The 17360-nt window shown below is 45.5% G+C and carries 10 protein-coding genes; 1 reads left to right on the top strand and 9 read right to left on the bottom strand.

Features of this window, described 5'->3' with window-relative positions; genetic code table 11:
* Window positions 1-24 precede the first annotated feature (24 nt).
* A complete protein-coding gene (locus FGT79_RS00170; protein ID WP_138750780.1) occupies window positions 25-2550 on the bottom strand; it encodes a glycoside hydrolase family 3 N-terminal domain-containing protein in 2526 nt (841 codons plus the stop codon).
* Between the two features lie 34 nt (window positions 2551-2584).
* Window positions 2585-4186 carry an ABC transporter substrate-binding protein gene (locus tag FGT79_RS00165; protein ID WP_138750779.1) on the bottom strand — a complete coding sequence of 534 codons (1602 nt, stop codon included), beginning with the start codon at window positions 4184-4186 and terminating at the stop codon, window positions 2585-2587.
* Between the two features lie 353 nt (window positions 4187-4539).
* Here FGT79_RS00165 and FGT79_RS00160 point away from each other — a divergent pair, with 353 nt between their 5' ends.
* Window positions 4540-5073, top strand: a complete 534-nt coding sequence (locus FGT79_RS00160) for a TetR-like C-terminal domain-containing protein (protein WP_138750778.1) — start codon at window positions 4540-4542, stop codon at window positions 5071-5073.
* Between the two features lie 94 nt (window positions 5074-5167).
* Here FGT79_RS00160 and FGT79_RS00155 read toward each other — a convergent pair whose 3' ends face one another.
* The 7 genes from FGT79_RS00155 to FGT79_RS00125 form a co-directional block, all read right to left on the bottom strand.
* The gene (locus FGT79_RS00155; protein ID WP_138750777.1) at window positions 5168-7456 is read right to left on the bottom strand and encodes a glycoside hydrolase family 3 C-terminal domain-containing protein; all 2289 of its coding nucleotides are present in this window, start codon (window positions 7454-7456) and stop codon (window positions 5168-5170) included.
* 395 nt (window positions 7457-7851) lie between these two features.
* The gene (locus tag FGT79_RS00150; protein ID WP_281285891.1) at window positions 7852-8847 is read right to left on the bottom strand and encodes an alpha/beta hydrolase; all 996 of its coding nucleotides are present in this window, start codon (window positions 8845-8847) and stop codon (window positions 7852-7854) included.
* A complete protein-coding gene (locus FGT79_RS00145; RefSeq protein WP_138750775.1) occupies window positions 8811-10301 on the bottom strand; it encodes a carboxylesterase/lipase family protein in 1491 nt (496 codons plus the stop codon). Before FGT79_RS00145 ends, FGT79_RS00150 begins: the two co-directional genes overlap by 37 nt.
* A 296-nt stretch (window positions 10302-10597) precedes the next feature.
* Window positions 10598-12373, bottom strand: a complete 1776-nt coding sequence (locus tag FGT79_RS00140; protein ID WP_138750774.1) for a family 43 glycosylhydrolase — start codon at window positions 12371-12373, stop codon at window positions 10598-10600.
* A gap of 546 nt (window positions 12374-12919) precedes the next feature.
* Window positions 12920-14527 (bottom strand): glycoside hydrolase family 43 protein, encoded by a 1608-nt coding sequence (locus tag FGT79_RS00135; RefSeq protein WP_138750773.1) that lies wholly within the window; start codon window positions 14525-14527, stop codon window positions 12920-12922.
* A complete protein-coding gene (locus FGT79_RS00130; protein ID WP_138750772.1) occupies window positions 14524-16551 on the bottom strand; it encodes a beta-galactosidase in 2028 nt (675 codons plus the stop codon). Before FGT79_RS00130 ends, FGT79_RS00135 begins: the two co-directional genes overlap by 4 nt.
* A gap of 20 nt (window positions 16552-16571) precedes the next feature.
* Complete coding sequence (locus FGT79_RS00125) at window positions 16572-17351, bottom strand: response regulator transcription factor (protein WP_138750771.1); 780 nt, start codon at window positions 17349-17351, stop codon at window positions 16572-16574.
* Window positions 17352-17360 lie beyond the last annotated feature (9 nt).

Raw genomic sequence — 17360 nt, 5'->3', positions numbered from 1 at the left:
GTTTCAGACAAATGACACCACTAATCAATTTTCATCCACAAGTTCAAAGGCCACCTCTTGCAGATCCTCTGAATGAGGTCCTATAAACAGAAGGAACGAGCCAAGTTCCGCCTCAAAGCTGTGATTTTTCGAATAGTACTTTAAGTCATCTTCCTTAATCTGAAATGTGACCGACTGGCTTTCACCTGGCTGTAGATGAATTTTCTGAAAGCCTTTAAGTTCTTTTACTGGACGTACTACACTGCCATACAAATCCCTGATATATAACTGGACCGTTTCCTCACCCTCGTATTTACCAGTATTCGTAACTGTTATATTGGCATTCAACGAATCGGATCGCTTCAGTGTCGCTTGATCCAGGCGCAGATCTGAATAATCGAATGATGTATAACTTAGCCCGTAGCCGAACGGATATAACGGCTCGTTCGGGCAGTCTATATACTTAGAAATATACTTGGAGTGCATGTTATCAGGCGTAACAGGACGACCTGTATTGAATGCATTGTAATATATGGGTACCTGGCCTGCATGTCGCGGGAAACTCATCGTCAGTTTGCCAGAGGGATTGTAAGCGCCTAATAATACGTCAGCGATTGCATGTCCTGCTTGCGAACCCAAGAACCACGTCTCAACAATTGCATCCACATGCTGCTCGAACCAATCTAGCACGAGCGGTCGGCCGTTGGTCAGAACAAGCACGGTCGGCTTACCCAGCTTGACGATCTCCTCAGCGAGACGTTGCTGCACAAGTGGAAGGGAAATATCCGCCCGCGATGCAGCTTCGCCTGACATATTGCTGTCCTCGCCTAACGCCAACACTACGATGTCGGCTTGGCTTGCCATTTCGATCGCATGGTGAAGCCCGCCATCAATCTCTTCGTTGACTTCACAGCCCGAAGCAATGAACAACTGCTGCTCGTCGATACCTTTTCCTTCCAGCCCTTCCTTGAGCGTAACCGTCTCCATGCCATAACGGGAGAACTGCCAAGGACCAACCAAATCTCTGCTAGTGGCGAAAGGTCCGATTAGTGCGATTTTGGTCCCGTCATTCCGAAGAGGCAGAATGCCATCATTCTTAAGAAGGACAATCGACTTGCGAGCGAGATCACGACTTGCTTCCAAATGTTCTTTGCTATAGTGGTATTCGATCTCCTTCTCAGGCTGCACGTACCGAAACGGATCGTCCATTATACCGATCTTGTATTTGTAAGTTAAAATACGCCGCACCGCATCATCTAGCTGTTCTTCCTTCACGACGCCTTTTTCGATGAGACTTGGCAAATATTTAGCGAATAAGCTGGTGACCATTTCCATATCCATTGTGGCGTCCAAGGCTAGCTTAGCCGCTTCTTCACTGTCCTTAGACGCTCCGTGAATAAAGATTTCCTCGATTGCCCCATAATCGGAAATGAGCATACCATCGAAATCAAGCTCATTCCGCAGGAGCTCCTTCAGTAAATATTCGCTTCCTGCAACCGGAACGCCCTGATAAGTGTTGAACGCGTTCATGACAGAGCCCGCACCCGCTTCAATTCCGGCTTTGAAAGGAGGAAGAAAAACATTCCGAAGCGTTCCTTCTGAAATATCGACCGTGTTATAATCTCGGCCGCCTTCTGCCGCCCCATACGCGATAAAATGCTTCAAGCAGGCAATAATCGTTTCTCTGTCGAATAAGCTGTCGCCCTGATAGCCCTCCACCTGTGCTTTGGCAATGAGCGCTCCCAAGTATGGATCCTCGCCCGCTCCTTCAACTACCCTTCCCCATCTCGGATCACGAGTAATGTCGACCATCGGACCGTGGTTGTAGGTCGTGCCGGAAACCGCCGCTTCCTTGGCCGCGATGACGCACGCTTGCTTAATCCCTTCCAAGTCCCAACTGCATGACCACGCAAGTGGAACAGGGAAGATCGTCTGGAATCCGTGGATCACGTCCGCATTGAACATAAGCGGAATTCCAAGCGGCGATTGCTCGACCGCGATCTTCTGCAAGTCGAATACCCGATTGCTGTCGAAGGCACCTAGTGCCGAACCGGCTTTGCCCGAGGCAACCATCTGTTCGGGCGGCTCTGCATCGACATCAGCCCCGAAGGAAAAGTCGGAAGCCCCGATCTGGCTCATTTGACCGATTTTGTCCGTAATAGTCATCCGTGCAAGTAGTTTGTCGACCTCCTGACGAATCTCTTCGTCCAAACGTGCGCTCACGTCCGCTTTCCGGTAGGGCTTGACCTTCGGAATAAGTTCTTCTGCAAGGGAAGCCCCCCTACCTTGACCGCCGCTAAGCTGCAGCTCACCAATAAACGGCATCGTGATCGTACCGGCGAATTGGGTGTCTCCGAACTTCAGCTTTACCTTTACCGGATCGTTAGAGTAACTGGAGCGACCGGTCGCCTCAAGCCAATTCCCCTCCGCTGTTGCCTGCATCGGGAGAATAAAAGAAGGCATCGGTTCCGTATTGATCGTCAATCTATATCCTTCGATCTTTTCTACTAGAAAAAGATATTTAATCTTAGAACCATTCAGGTTCACGAAAGCATGCCATATGCCAATCATCGCGTCGTCTCCTTTATCTGTCGTTAATCCTATCTTAAAGGGTGATGATCGGACCAACTAACGGTTTGACGACTAATTCAATAACACATTCAAGACTTTTATCGGAAGCTGCCCACTCATCGAGCTGCTTCTGCTTCTCGGCAATGACTTTTTCAATTCCAGCAGCTTTCAGCTTCGTATTAAATTCTTCAATCTTATCGGCTGGAGCGACTGTTCCCGATTCTAGAATTTTCGCAAACTGGGTTAATACATTATTCAGTGCCGTAATCTCGGTCTTAACCGGATCCGAATTGAACGAGAAGCCAAGGGCTTTGGATTTGATTGCATCAGTGTTCGTCTGTTTGATTTGCACCCAATGATCAACAGGTTGGCCTTCAAACGTGAAGGTAATAAACGGATTTCCCACAACCCAAAAGTAATTGGTATAGCCAACCGTTGCTGCATTTATGCCACTCGGATAATCAATACTGGTACTCGATACTTTTACATAGTGCTTCCCTTCAACACCATACAACATAAGGTTAGCGATAGTCGGATCGGAGTAAAGCAGGTTCATGAACATCATCGTTCTTTCCGGGTTAGCAGAATTAGCAGAAATGCCCCACATTGCAAATAAAATATCACTGGTAGTCGAATAATCACCTTGTTTGACTGGAGCAAATACTAAGTCTTTGCCGATCGATCGAATATTTCCTTCCAACGCATCCGGCTTATTTCCCATGAAGAAAGCAAATGTTTTGTTGGCTTTAATCATATCCCCGGGATTATTCATATTGGTCGCTGCGTCTTTGTTGATATAACCGGCTTTAAACCAACGATGCAACGTATTTAAAGTGTCGGTATACTCCTGCGACTCATACAAGTTCTCGACTTTCAGGCCATTGTCATAATTCGGCAAGACACCGAAACTATCACCTAGCTTGTCATACCACACATATTGATACATAGGTCCCGATAATCCAATACCGAGCGGAGTGATATTAGGCTCGTTGTCTTTTATTGTCTTGAAAACTTGATCCAAATCGTCCAACGATTGAATGGAAGCTAAGTCGATCTTATACTTCTCCACCAAATCTTTTCTCATGGCGACTCCCGGAACGCCAGTTGTATAATCTTTTAGAGCAGGTACGCCATAGAGCTTTTCGTTTATCCTCGCACTTGTCAGGTAAGCAGGGTCAAATTGAGATTTCAAATCTTGCCCGTACTTCTCCAATAGGCCGTCCAACTCGATATATTTGCCTGACGCCACATCCATATTGTAGGCAGGCCCCAACGCAATATACATATCCAGCTTCTCGCCGCTGGAGTTCATCAGGTTCATTTGTTGTACATACGCGCCGATGCTAATGGGAAGCAGTTTGACCGTAGCATTAATTTTTTGTTTCGTTATTTTGCTGATTTCGTCTTGAACCAATTGGATATCTTCTGGCACAGGGCCAAATATCGGCATAGCGATTGCGATTTCAAACGGATCTTTTGTGATGTCATCCTGGCTTGAAGCAGGCGTATTAGTACTGGTTGATGCTTCGGGCAATGATTGGCTTTCTTCGTCTTTGGTAAACGAACATGCACTGATTAGACCCATGAACATGATTGTAACTAGCACCATACTGACTAACTTCGTTTTCTTTCTCATGGACAACCCCCTGATCATATTTGTTGTTTCACATCTATCATAGCGATTTAATAATTGAACGACTAACACTTAAACGACTCATTTAATATTGCTTTCACGACTATTTATCAAGCAGGAAAAATGAACAAGCATCTTGAACAAATTTACATTCCTTATCTTAAGTATCATGCCGTTAAATGCATCCCTTGTCTGCTTTATAAGGGATTCCTATCGCCGCGCTTTCAAATCAACACCTGTTGACTTCGAGATTTCAGTATTGTAAATTTAAGATTATCAATGATCGTTAGAGTGCCGACAAACGTAGGACTGAATATACAAAATCCATAAAAGTTGTTGACTTGGGAAGGACTCCTATGATAAAAACGAACAAAAAAATACTCCAAACCAAACAAGCTCTTCGGAATGCCCTTTGGTCTCTTATAGAATGGAAGGGCATACAGGATATCACCGTTTCACAAGTATGCAGCATGGCCGATATCAACCGGACAACCTTCTATAAATATTATTCAATCCCACTTGATATCCTAACGGAATACGTCGAAGAGATGTGCGAACAAGTGCTGCAGCAAATCAGCAAGAAGAATGACCATTCTTCAGAGTTCAATATCTACAGTATCATGTTGGATCTATGTCGCATGCATGATGAGAACAAACAGATTATGAAGATTTATATGGAGTTCAATAGAGTTTTACTTCCAATTATTCAGAAGGTAATCGTGGAAAATTTGGGTGCCCAGTTGAAGGAACCCAACCAAAATCATTTCATCTCTGGGGGGGTTAGCGCAATTATTTTTCAATGGAGCCTTAATGGTTATCAGCAAAAGCCTGAAGATATTGCCAAAATGCTGACCAAGTATATTGATCGACTATCTGGAACGAATTGGTGAACACCTCGTGTGATTTTTTTACTTTTCTATATTTTGAAAAGGCACAACCTCATCATTTGCCTGAAGTGGATGTACCTTTTCCGAGTATCAGTCTTTAACTTTGCTCTGCTTGCTCCAATAGCTGTTCTAGATTCTCGTCGCTTAATGCACCTTTACTTGTTACAACGAGGTTGCGCAGAGGCATACCCTTCATAACTTCCAACATCATCTTGCGATTCGCTTCATTCTCGGGAGTTTGGCTGACTTCCGATGCGCTGTCTGTCCGCTGTCCCATTCCCTGCATGATTCGATTTACAATACCAGAGCCGATAGGATCTTCCATAAGATCACCGATAGTCGAATTCCTTGAGAATTTCTTAGGTACCGCTACGGTGGAATTGACCTGTAGGGTTTTGGCTAGCATGATCCGATCAGAGGAAGCAGCAACGAGAATCCCGTATTCGCCGGTCTCGACATGCCAATCCTTTAACCCGGTATTGTAGTAGGCAAACGATCGTTTATCAAGGATAAATTCGACCATTTTCTCCTCGCCCGGCTCAAGATGAATCTTACGGAAACCTTTTAACTCTTTATCGGGACGCATGACGCTGCTCTTGATGTCACGAACATAAAGCTGAATGATTTCCTTCCCCGCCATTTGACCTGTATTTCTCACCGTAACGATTGCTTTGACGGACTCCTTATCGGATATGTTATCCTTTTCAAGCGTCAGTCCGGTATATTCGAATGTCGTATAACTGAGTCCGTGACCGAATGCAAATAATGGTTTAATATTCTTCGTATCATAGTGCCGATAGCCAACAAGCAGCCCTTCCCGGTATACGACCTCATCTCCCTCGCCTGGAAAATTGAAATAGGACGGATTATGTTTCATATCCATAGGAAACGTCTCCGCAAGCTTGCCGCTTGGGTTTACCGCTCCGAGCAGCAAGTCCGCGACGGCACCGCCAGCAGCCTGTCCGCTAAGATAGGCTTCGAGCACCGCCTTTGCCTGGCCAATCCAGGGCATCTCTACCGGGGAACCGTTGCTGAGCACAACGATCAGATTAGGCTGAACTTCCGCGATCGCTTCGATCATACGGTTATGATTCTCAGGCATACGCATATGTTCCCGGTCATAGCCTTCTGATTCGTACCGATCGGGCAGACCTGCAAACACAATGGCATAATCTGCCTGCCCAGCTGCGGTAATCGCCTCTTTCACAAGTTCCTCATGCCAAACATCGCTATTCAGTTCATATCCTTGCGCATAAGTCCATTCGATATGCTCAGCCGACATCGCAACCAGTTCGTCCCAAGGCAAATCAACCTTCGTGGGAACAATATGGGAACTGCCTCCGCCTTGATATCTTGGTCTCTTAGCCATTTCTCCAATAACGGCAATTCGGCCTTGCTTCTTGGGCGGCAATATTCCTTCTTCATTTTTTAACAGCACCATACTTTCGGCCGCTGATCTCCTTGCCAGTAAATGATGCTGCTCTACATCGTATGAAGCATTTTCTTTGCGGGCTTCGGCAGCTCGAAAAACGATTGTAAGGAACCGTTCTACTGCCAAATCCAACTGTTCGATGGATAATTCGCCGTTTTGGACCGCTTCAATGATCTTTCGATCTCCGTATCCTCCATTCCCCGGCATTTCGAGCTCAAGTCCTGCTGCCAATGCAGCGACCCGTTCGTTAACCGCCATCCAGTCAGATACGACATAGCCTTCAAATCCCCATTCATTGCGCAGGATATCGGTAAGCAGATACGGATGCTCCGTAGCGAATGTTCCGTTCACCTGATTGTATGCAGCCATAACTGTCCATGGCTGCGATTGTTTCACTGCACCTTCGAAACCCGGCAGATAGATTTCTCGCAACGTTCTTTCGTCTACAACCGCATTCATCGACATTCTTCGATGCTCTTGATTGTTGACCGCATAATGTTTTGCGGATGTTCCGACACCCTGACTTTGCACACCCCGAATGTGGCCCGCTGCCATTTCACCCGTTAAATACGGATCCTCGGAGAAATACTCGAAATTGCGGCCGCATAGAGGAGATCGTTTAATATTAAGCGCTGGCCCTAAAACAATCTGGACTCCTTCTGTTTGGCTCTCTTTACCGATTGCAGCACCTACTTGCTCGATTAATTCGGTATCCCATGATGCCGCAAGCGCCGGACCAGTCGGGAAACAAGTTGCAGGCGCACTATTTCCAATCCCATGTTCCGGACCTACCGGCAGCGGTTTTCGAAGACCATGCGGTCCATCTGTCATCAGGATCGTTGGGATTCCTAACCGTTCGATCGGTTTTGTACTCCAAAAACCCAACCCGGAGCACAAGCTTGCCTTTTCTTCGAGTGTCATTTCGGCAATCAATTTATTTATGTCACGGCTCATATAAATCGTTCCCCTCCATATTGTCTATTAACTCAGAGACTTTGCTTCCCCATCCCATTAAGATGCTTATGAGCCTCATCCTAATTATAAAATCGGTGAAGCCAGACAACTAACACTAAAACGACTATCTCACTATCGTTTTTCCGACTTTCGACGTTATGTAGGCTGGTATCAAAAAATAAGGTGCAGCCCCGAAAGTGACAGCACCTTGTTATTCATCTACTTTAAACAAAATATTTCATAATAAACGCCTCTGCCTTGTCTACTGTTTGCGCGATTTCCAGTGATTGCAGCAAAAGCATCGAAGCCCTTTGCCTCTATTTTGTAATCCATTTGCATAATGAAGGCTGCTCTAGTTTCATTTGGTATAATCATTATCTACGTTGGCTTATTCCTTATTTAGTGAAAATGCGTTTTAATTCTGTTGCCATAATCGTTTTACAGTTTCGTGCGATGTATTCATTACCTGCGATTTCCATAAATCCATGATCGGCATTATTGTAGCATTTGAACAAAACTTCTACCCCTGCATCCGCCAATCGATTGGCAAACACTTTGTTTTGATGCATCAGCAGATCTCCGCGCGCCGCATAGATGCTAGTGGGGGGAAAGATTGCTGGATCGGCATACAGCGGTGAAATAAGAGGGTTGCGGACGTTTTCTCCCACAGGGATATATAATTTACGTAATTGTTCTGCGCCTTCAGGTGACATGGCCTGCAAATTTGTCCGTTCATTAACCCCTTCGGCTATTGCCTCCGAAAGATCCACCGCTGGGTACACCAGCGCCGCATAATCAAATGAAAACTCTTTTTCCTGATACGCTTTGACGACAAGGGCTGCCGCCAAATTCCCTCCCGCACTGTTGCCGCCTACGGCAATGCGTGTATTGTCAAGATTATATTGTTCAGCATTCTGAATGAAGTAGCGGATCAATTCATACAGTTCCTCCAATGCGACTGGCCATTGATATTGGGGAGCCAGTGCATAGTTCGGGCTGATAACAGCGCATTCGGCGTCTCTACAAATCTGACGAATCACGGGCTCATCCATCTTATTGAAACCGGTAACCATCCCACCTCCATGAATGTACAGCATAATGGGAAAAGGTCCTTCACCTTCAGGGTAGTAAATGTTGACTTGCGTATTGTGACCGGTTTCAGAAACTTCAATGCTCTTGATATCTCCAACGGGGATTTCAAGACCGTCCGTCATCAGCTTTTGTTCGAATGTGCTCGAATCGTGCATTTCTCTAAGAATTTCTAAATTATCAAAATCGTTATATGGATTGCTCATATCCTCCATCCCTTTCCTGTCTAAAGTGTTGACCCTCTTTCTCGAAAGACGATTAGGTATTATTCTTTGTCGTACACTAAACCGATTTTTTCCCAAACGTCTGTAATTTTCTTATCTATGCGAATAGACTCGTTAGCAGGCTGCAAATCAAAAACATGCAGCATACTGTTTCGGTTATCATATTTGGCCCAATCTACTTCGCCGCCTGTCGGATTGCCTGTTTTCATAAAGTTGAACCATGCAGCGTTCATTTGGTCGCGGACGGCTTCAAGCTGATCTTGCGGAGTGCCCTTGAGCGCATAAGAGAAGTAACCCCTATCCAGCGTGTTGAGCGAAAACGGTATCTCAACCGCGTGAACGGCCCCCATATTCATTTGCTTGTAAGCGATAGGCACGAAGTCAAAGCGATACATCCACACGTTGCCGTGCTTTGCTTGCTCATCCGCACAGCGATGCGCATCCATGGCGAAAAGATAGTCTCTCACAAACTCACTTAAACCTTTACGTTCTGTCTCAAGATGATTGTACGCTGCTTTCAACTCCGAGAAATGTTGTTCTTTACCATTGTTCTTCAGCATCGCTTCAACGCCATCCCATGACGGGAACCATGCGTTTGAGGATTCAGACTCTGCAATAAAGGTATCTCCCTCGTCACGGGTATAACCGATGATTACATCTACTCCCTTTGCGCTGCCATTCTTCAAAGCAGTCCAATGACGCTCGGGGAGCAGATCGTCTCCGAAGAAAGGACCCGGCATAAAGTTCCCGTCGTACAATTTGGTAAATTTGTTATAAAAAATAGATCCAGCTTCTTTGATTTTGGCGATATCCATGGTTTTCAGCTTCATAATTTCTTCTGGCCTTATATCGAGAAGCTCCAAGAAATGAGGGATAACTAACTTGGTGAACTCTCTGCCCCCGCTGGCGCGAGGAAGACCGCTTTGCGCAATTGCTTTATGAAACAGACCTTTGGCGGCGGGGCTGGCAAGCAAGTTATACACAGCGCAGCCGCCTCCGCTTTCGCCTGCAATTGTGATGTTGCCAGGGTCGCCGCCGAATGCTTCGATGTTGTCCCTCACCCATTTTAAGGCTTCAATCTGATCGGATAAGGCGCAGTTCGTATCAAACGACTCGTCATACTGATTAAAATCATAATAACCGAGAGGTCCTATACGGAAATTGATATTGACGCGGATCACGTCCCCACTTGCCGTCATGCTCGCTCCGTCGTAGCTTAAATCACTATTGAAACCATAGTGAAATCCGCCCCCGTAAATCCATACCAATACTGGCAGCTTCTTCGCTTCTTTAGGTGCCCATATGTTGAGATTTAAGCAGTCTTCGTTTTCCGTTTCACGTTCACTAATAAACTGAATAGGGTCATTTCCGTAAGTCTTGCAATCCTTAACGCCCTGCCAAGGATTGGCGGGTTTCGCACGTTTAAAACGCAATTCTTCTGTCGGAGATTGTCCATAGGGAATGCCATACCAAGCAAGAACACCCTCTGTTTCGAAACCCTCTACTTTACCCTTTGTTGTTTGAATAATCATCGGATATACGCCTGCCTTCTCCAAATAGAATGATGGTTTATTGCTCGAATTAACATTGTATTTATTTTAAAACAACACTTGTTGACTTCGAGGTATTATAACTGTAAATTTATTATCATCAACCGTCAATAAGGTACCGACGAACGAACGACTTAAATAAACAGAATCAACATAAGTTGTTGACTTGAACAGAAATACGTCGATAAGATGTGCAAACGAAGAGACTATGTGAAGCCTTCGCAAGAAAAAAAGGCACAACCTCTTCAAGTTCATTGAATGGTTGTACCTCTCCATCGTTATACTTTGATGACATCACCTTCTGTGATGCCGTTGTCGTTGAAGCTATCAATCCTTACATACGTTTCTTGTCCTTTGACGAGTGCACCTATTCTTACGTTCTGGCCGAATACCTGATAGCTATGGTATAACTTATTTGGCTCAAATCCCCACTCTACAACGTAGCCGGTGCCATCGCCTTTCCAGCTTACATCTAGGTCGAGTTCGCTTATACGTTCGACTTTAATATCCACTGCCTTCTCGGGGGCATGTCCGCCGCCAAGTCCGAATATTCGCAAACCGGATACACAGGCAACCTGTCCATATGGAAGAGATACGACTGTAAGTCTAATATATCTTGCCTTTATTCCTTCCTCATTGATTACTAGGTCATGGGGCAGATCGGTGTTCACTTCACTCTTATCCTCAATGACAAAATAGTTATCCCCATCTTCCGAGCCCTCAAGCTTCCAACGTGTCGTCTGTTGCGTCTCATCAATCCAGCGCACTTGCCCATGTGCGCCTCTAAGCTCTGCACCACCCGGAAGGGGAAGGATCAGTTTATCGTCTGCAAAATTTATTTGAACAGCGTGCACAGCATATTCGTTGCCTAGATCTACCTCAATCCACTCGCCTGGCTCGTTCGACGATGCCCTCCACCAGGTCTGCACGTTTTCGTCAGTAGCATTAGCAGCCATTTTCCCCTCAATACTTGAGGATGCACTTGCGGTTTTACCATAGGATAATAACATCCACTTTGGGTTCGCCCAAGGGTCGAGCTTGGACTGCTCAACGCTAATAGGCCAGTCACCGTATCGTTGATTGCAGAACAGCTCTCCGTCATGATCCCAGCCTGCTGGCCAAATACCGACGCGGCGTTCGAAATTGTGGTTCTTTGCGATGCGCATTGTGGCGGTATGCCATAGTTTACCCTCATTATCTTCCATGGTAGAGCCATGTCCAGCCCCGGCCATGAATCCCCCAGGCTTATAGGAATACGGATTATTTTTGGCAAGCTTGTATGGCCCCAAGGGGCTGTGCGCCACATAAACACCATCAGCATACACGTTATAACCCGAGCCAGGAGTTGCATATTGCAGATAGTATACGCCGTTATGCTTATTCACCCATACTCCCTCAATATACGGCGCACTTATTACATAGGCCAACGCCGAATCTCTTATTGGTTCTGGAATACTATCTTTACTTTCCTCAAACGCTCTGATTAATTCTGCCATTTTTTCGGGGGAATGCGGCGGTATATGATCTTCCCCTGACCGTTCATAACCAATTTCCTTAATATTTCCGGCGATCAGCTCTTTCTTCTCGCCAATAGGCTTCATGTCAACTGGGTTGAGTTCAATGCCATAAAGGGGCAGCGTAGGGGAAGATCCCCAGTATATATAGATACGACCGTCATCATCTGCGAATAGATTCGGATCCCAGAACGGGAACGCGCTTTTGATTTCCTCGAATTTATCGCTAAACAAATCCTTCGTACGGTAAAAGCTGCAGTTTTCATGTGACGATGCGCAGAAATAGACGTATTCACCTACAACTCTCACGTCGGGCGCGTAGTCATAGGCGGGCAAGCTTTTGAGGGGATGGAAATTCCATTCCGCCATATCATCGCTGTAAAAAAAACCGCAGGTCATCGATGGAAACATATAATATCGACCATTAAAATTGATCATTGACGGGTCTGCCGCTTCTCGGGAAACGGATATTTCACCACTAATGGTTTTGTTGAATTGGTACTTATAACAGACGTTAATAGGATTGCTTAAATATTTCATATTTACCTCCTTGTGAAAACTCTTCATCAGCTTAATCATAAAGGAGTATCTGGCATCTAACTAACGTTATGGCGACTTTTTCGATATCGCTTTGACGACTTTTCTAGCAATGTCTACACAAGTAGATTTCCGGAAAATGAGATGTCATACCGGCCTTCACGCCGAGAATAACTGATTCCGCGTCGTATTCTGTCTCCGACTCTGCATACACTGGAGCCGGGGTGGAAGCCTGGAATGACTGACCTATAGACGAGCAATAAAGAACAGTTGTCATTACCGTTGTTCGTTTATATGCCTAGATCAAAATGGACATAGCAGCCGTAACTCGCTGCAGAGATATCTCCATTTTGAACAGTACTGTTGGAAAACATGAAAAATAGCGATACAGGGAACTACTCCTGTACCGCTTAGATTGTAGAGAAATCCACGTTTTTTCATAAACGCCGGGTTTTTCTTCTGTTTCTAAGGTTTGTTTCGGGAGATGCAGGAAGCCGCCCTTCACATATTAAAGAGCTGCTGCCTATCTTAAACCACGTTCTCTCTACATTAATTATTCTTAGACGCAGGGGGTAAAGCCATATTCTCAGAATATCGGAAATAATTGAAATCCGCGTACTTCTGAGCCCCGCTTAGATCCTGAGCACATAGACCAATAAAGTTGCCAGTGAAGCGAGTCAAATCCAAAGCCTCGTCAGACAAGTGAAGGATGTCCAGTTCAGGGCCGATTGATCTCCATTCCCCATTGTCAACCGAATAATAGAACTGGGCAGTATCTGTATGAATAACGACTCTAAGCCGGCAAGTTATTGATTCTCCGATTGAGACTTCGGATTCGGATAAGCTCTCCCAGGTCCCTTTAACGGAACGAACGAGTCCCAGACATTTTCCGAGCTTCTCGTCGTGACTGATCCGCAGATAAACATAATCCTTCGTGTCATAATATAGGATTAAACCTGCCATCTGTTGGAAGTGATCCGGGTTAATTTCCACTTCCGTCTCCGCTTCGCAGTTCATCGCTTGTTGTCGCCGGGCTACGAGGCTCTGGCGATGTTTCGAGCTTAGTGATTCTCTCCCTCGAATTCTGAGAAATCCTTTCCGTTCTGTGAGGCTCATCCAAGTAGGATCGGGTGGGAGTCTTAATGTGTTCCAATGAATGCCAAGCCGTTCCTCTTCGAAATTGTCCGTATCCGGCTCATTTGGAAATGGATGTTCAGGAAGATCGAACTCAAGGATATTAACCAATGGTGAATTCCCTCCACCTTCCAGCCTTAACCAGCCATCCGCCGTCCACTCCATGCGTTGAATCGCCGTCTCCCTGCCAAGCACGCATCTCTTTACATTTTCCACGACCGGTCTGCCAACCAAATGGACCATCGCCCATTCGCCATTCTGCGTCTCGACCAGACAGCCATGCCCCGCCTTCTGCAACTCCAAATCCATTCGATTTGCAGAGGTGAGAATTGGATTTTGCGGGTCAACCTCGTAAGGACCGTAAATTGACTTCGAGCGCGCCATAGTTACCGCATGCTCGTACTCAGTCCCTCCTTCAGCTACCATCAAATAATAATAACCATTTCGTTTGTACAAATGTGGTGCCTCAGTAATCTGTATAGACGTTCCATTAAAAATAATCTTACTTTCTCCGACTAATCTTTGTTCGACAGCGCTATATTCCTGCAATACAATACCAGCGAATGCTTCTCGTCTTTTCTGACGGAAATCCCATAGCATGTTGACTAGCCATTTTCGACCGTCATCGTCATGAAAGAGCGAAGGATCGAATCCGCTGCTGTTCAGGAACATTGGATCAGACCAAGGACCTTCAATATTTTCCGCAGTTACAAGGTAATTTGGCGTGTCCTTAAAGGCACCAGCTTTGCTTTTAACATCCGTATAGATTAAATAGAAAAGGCCGTTGTCATAGCTCAAGCAAGGTGCCCATATCCCGCAGGAATCATCGGCCCCCGCCATGTTAAGTTGGGAGGTTTTAGTCAATACGTGGGTTAACAGCCTCCAATTCTTTAGATCTCGTGAGTGATGAATCTGTACGCCAGGGAACCATTCAAACGTCGACGTTGCAATATAGTAATCTTCTCCTACTCGGATGATAGAAGGATCAGGATTAAAGCCTTTTAGTATCGGATTGTGAATCATATCAGTGTGTCCTCCCGAACCACTTCTATATCATAAGCCCTTAGTGTCAAGGTGCTTTCGTACGGTTGACCAGATAGAAGCCCATATCCTCTTCCGTCAAGCTCGATCCTCTTCTCCTCCGGGGTCGTATTGACGTAGAAGATGGCATTGCCGATCTGCCTAGCAACCACTCCGTGCGGTGTAACAGGTCCTTTTCGGCTGCCAAGCCTCTCAGAACAATCCGTAATCAATGCTTGCATAAGCTCCTTTTGCGCCGGAATCGCTACGTAAATTGCGGTCCCGAGGCCGTACGTATTTGCTGTAACCGCGGGAAGTTCTTGCTCCAGATTTGAAAATACGCCCAAGATCTCTGCCGTGGAAGGCTCGAGAATCTCGTAATAATCGATCGGTTCCTCGAAAGTTCTCTCGCCCATAACAATCCGAGGACTCTCACGTCGGAGATTCAATCTCGTTTTCTGAAGTCCGCCTTCGTTGGCATCCGAATGATGAGCGACCGGACGTTCGAACGCGTTAGCCCGAATGCCGAACACCTCGCTGAGTCGACCCGGCAATGTCGTTCCGAATACTCGATTGTTCTCGTCCACTTTTGCCGAATAGGCTGTCATGATGACCGTCCCGCCTTTCTCCACGAACTTCCTTACCGATTGTGCTGAAGCTTCGTCCATTATGGCATGTCCGGGAATCAACAGAACCTTGTAATTCAAATCAATATTGCGCAGATTCACTACATTGCAATCGATGTTCTCATCAATCAACGTTTCAAAGACTTGCATTACTTGCCTTAAATAAGGTGTTTTATAATAGGCTTTTTGATTCTCAGAAACTTTGAACGCTTCGAAAGAATAAGCCAAAGCGATCTCCGGTTGAGGCAGGTATGGCAGTTCCCCTGCTATCTCTAATCCTTTAATCTCAGACGCAAATTGTTGATATTCATACCATTTCCGACCAGGCTGACCGTCGTGATCCAGCAATCCGAAGAAATATTGCTCTTCGCCGCCTAACATAGACCTCCATGTCCAAGCGAAAATCGCCTCTGCTCGGAACAATAGACTCAGGTATGCATACATTCTCAAAACTCCCTTTGGAGGAGCGTATGCTCCAAAGGAACCCGTCTGGAATTCAAGACACCACATTGGCTTTTCGCTCTCACCAATTCTATGACTCATGGCAAAACAAGCTCCGAAAAGGGCATTACGATCCTCAGGGTTAACGCCAGGGTAGAATCCAACTCCTGGTAGATCAAAGATTTGTTTGTAGCCCTTCAAATAATCGAATCCATAACCAGGATGCTCACCCCAATGGTTGGTGGACTCCCTCGCATTCGGAGCGTTTCGCTTAACGATAACACTTAATTCATTCAGATACGCTAGCTGTTCGTCTGAGAAAAACCGCCACATGTCCAATATTCTCTCAGGTGCACCGTTTATTGATCCGGCTACAGGGAATTCGGCATCTTCAAAGCTATTCAGTCGGCGAGACCATCTCTGTGCAGCCCATGCCTCATTTAAGCATTCGATTTCTTTATATTTCTCTCTCAACCATTCTACATAGCGTTTACGAGCCTCCTCCGAATAACTCGGCGCTCCACTTCCTACTTCGTTACAAAGCCCGAAAGCATAGAGGGCAGGATGATCGGCATAACGCTTAGTCAAAGTTTCGGCGAAGCGAAACGCACATTCTTGAAAGGTTCCATTTCCTACATCATCCATATAACGATGAACCGCCTGCAGCCGATTTCCGTTTCGATCCGTGAGGTCGATCGAAGGATCTTTCTTATGAAGCCAAGTTGGGGCAGGACGTGTCGCAATATCAAGAACAACTTTAATCCCTGCTTCGGCAAAAAGATTCATTGCTTCATCAAACCAATTGAAGGTATAGTTTCCTTCTGATGGCTCAAAACTATCCCAGCACAAATGCCCTAATCGGACATGCGTGAATCCGGCTTCCTTCATCAATCGAATATCCGCCGGCCAACGTTCTTTGGGCCAATCATGGGGATGATAATTGGTTCCTACAAAAATCACATGTACCACCTGCTTATTTATTATTTTTGGTTCATTCTTCTATATTCACTAGGTTTGCATCCAGACAACTTCTCGAAAACCTTAGTGAAATTTTTCAAATCACTATAGCCTACCTTTTGACAAACCTCATAGATTCTCAAATCACTCTTCAGAAGCAGCTCTTTTGAACGTTCGATACGGACCATCGTCACGTATTCTAAATACGTTTGACCAGTCTTCTCTTTAAACAGACGACTAATATAGTGCAAATTCAAATAGAAGCGATTAGAGAGCTCGCTGAGGCTGATATTTTGGTTATAATTGTCAAATACATATTGTTTGATTTCTGAGATCACATCTTTTTTCTTGCTAACCGCGTCGAATTCACCTGAATCCCCATTTTCACCCAAGGCATTCGCGACCTGAATTCCCGTTCGTGTTTTCTCGGTCTCAATCTCTTTAATAACCTTCCTTACACATTGTTGAAGTTCTTCCTCCTCGATTGGCTTATTCAAGTAAAATTTGACACCGAGGTAAATTCCTTTACGCGCGTATTCGAATTCTGAGTAACCAGTTAGCAGAATAAACTTTGAATTAGAACCACGGTTAACCAATCGCTCGACCATTTCTAACCCATCCATAGAAAGCATACGTATGTCAGTAATGACGAGATCGGGGCAAAGCTCAAGCACGATATCGTAACCATCGCCCCCGTCATTAGCGGTTCCGATAACTTGGCATTCAGGCAGGTAACGTTTCATAATTACTTGTAATCCTTCAATAATGCCCATTTCATCGTCAACCAGTACCACCGTGTACATGAACAGAAC

The organism is Paenibacillus sinopodophylli (genome assembly GCF_005930355.1).
Lineage (GTDB): Bacteria > Bacillota > Bacilli > Paenibacillales > Paenibacillaceae > Pristimantibacillus > Pristimantibacillus sinopodophylli.
This window is presented reverse-complemented; position numbering and strand designations above follow the sequence as displayed.

What these genes read in the sequence shown, in the direction of transcription:
- FGT79_RS00140 (WP_138750774.1), bottom strand. Translation starts at nt 12,373, where the DNA reads ATGAAATATTTAAGCAATCCTATTAACGTCTGTTATAAGTACCAATTC.
- FGT79_RS00165 (WP_138750779.1), bottom strand. Translation starts at nt 4,186, where the DNA reads ATGAGAAAGAAAACGAAGTTAGTCAGTATGGTGCTAGTTACAATCATG.
- FGT79_RS00170 (WP_138750780.1), bottom strand. Translation starts at nt 2,550, where the DNA reads ATGATTGGCATATGGCATGCTTTCGTGAACCTGAATGGTTCTAAGATT.
- FGT79_RS00155 (WP_138750777.1), bottom strand. Translation starts at nt 7,456, where the DNA reads ATGAGCCGTGACATAAATAAATTGATTGCCGAAATGACACTCGAAGAA.
- FGT79_RS00145 (WP_138750775.1), bottom strand. Translation starts at nt 10,301, where the DNA reads ATGATTATTCAAACAACAAAGGGTAAAGTAGAGGGTTTCGAAACAGAG.
- FGT79_RS00135 (WP_138750773.1), bottom strand. Translation starts at nt 14,527, where the DNA reads ATGATTCACAATCCGATACTAAAAGGCTTTAATCCTGATCCTTCTATC.
- FGT79_RS00160 (WP_138750778.1), top strand. Translation starts at nt 4,540, where the DNA reads ATGATAAAAACGAACAAAAAAATACTCCAAACCAAACAAGCTCTTCGG.
- FGT79_RS00125 (WP_138750771.1), bottom strand. Translation starts at nt 17,351, where the DNA reads ATGTACACGGTGGTACTGGTTGACGATGAAATGGGCATTATTGAAGGA.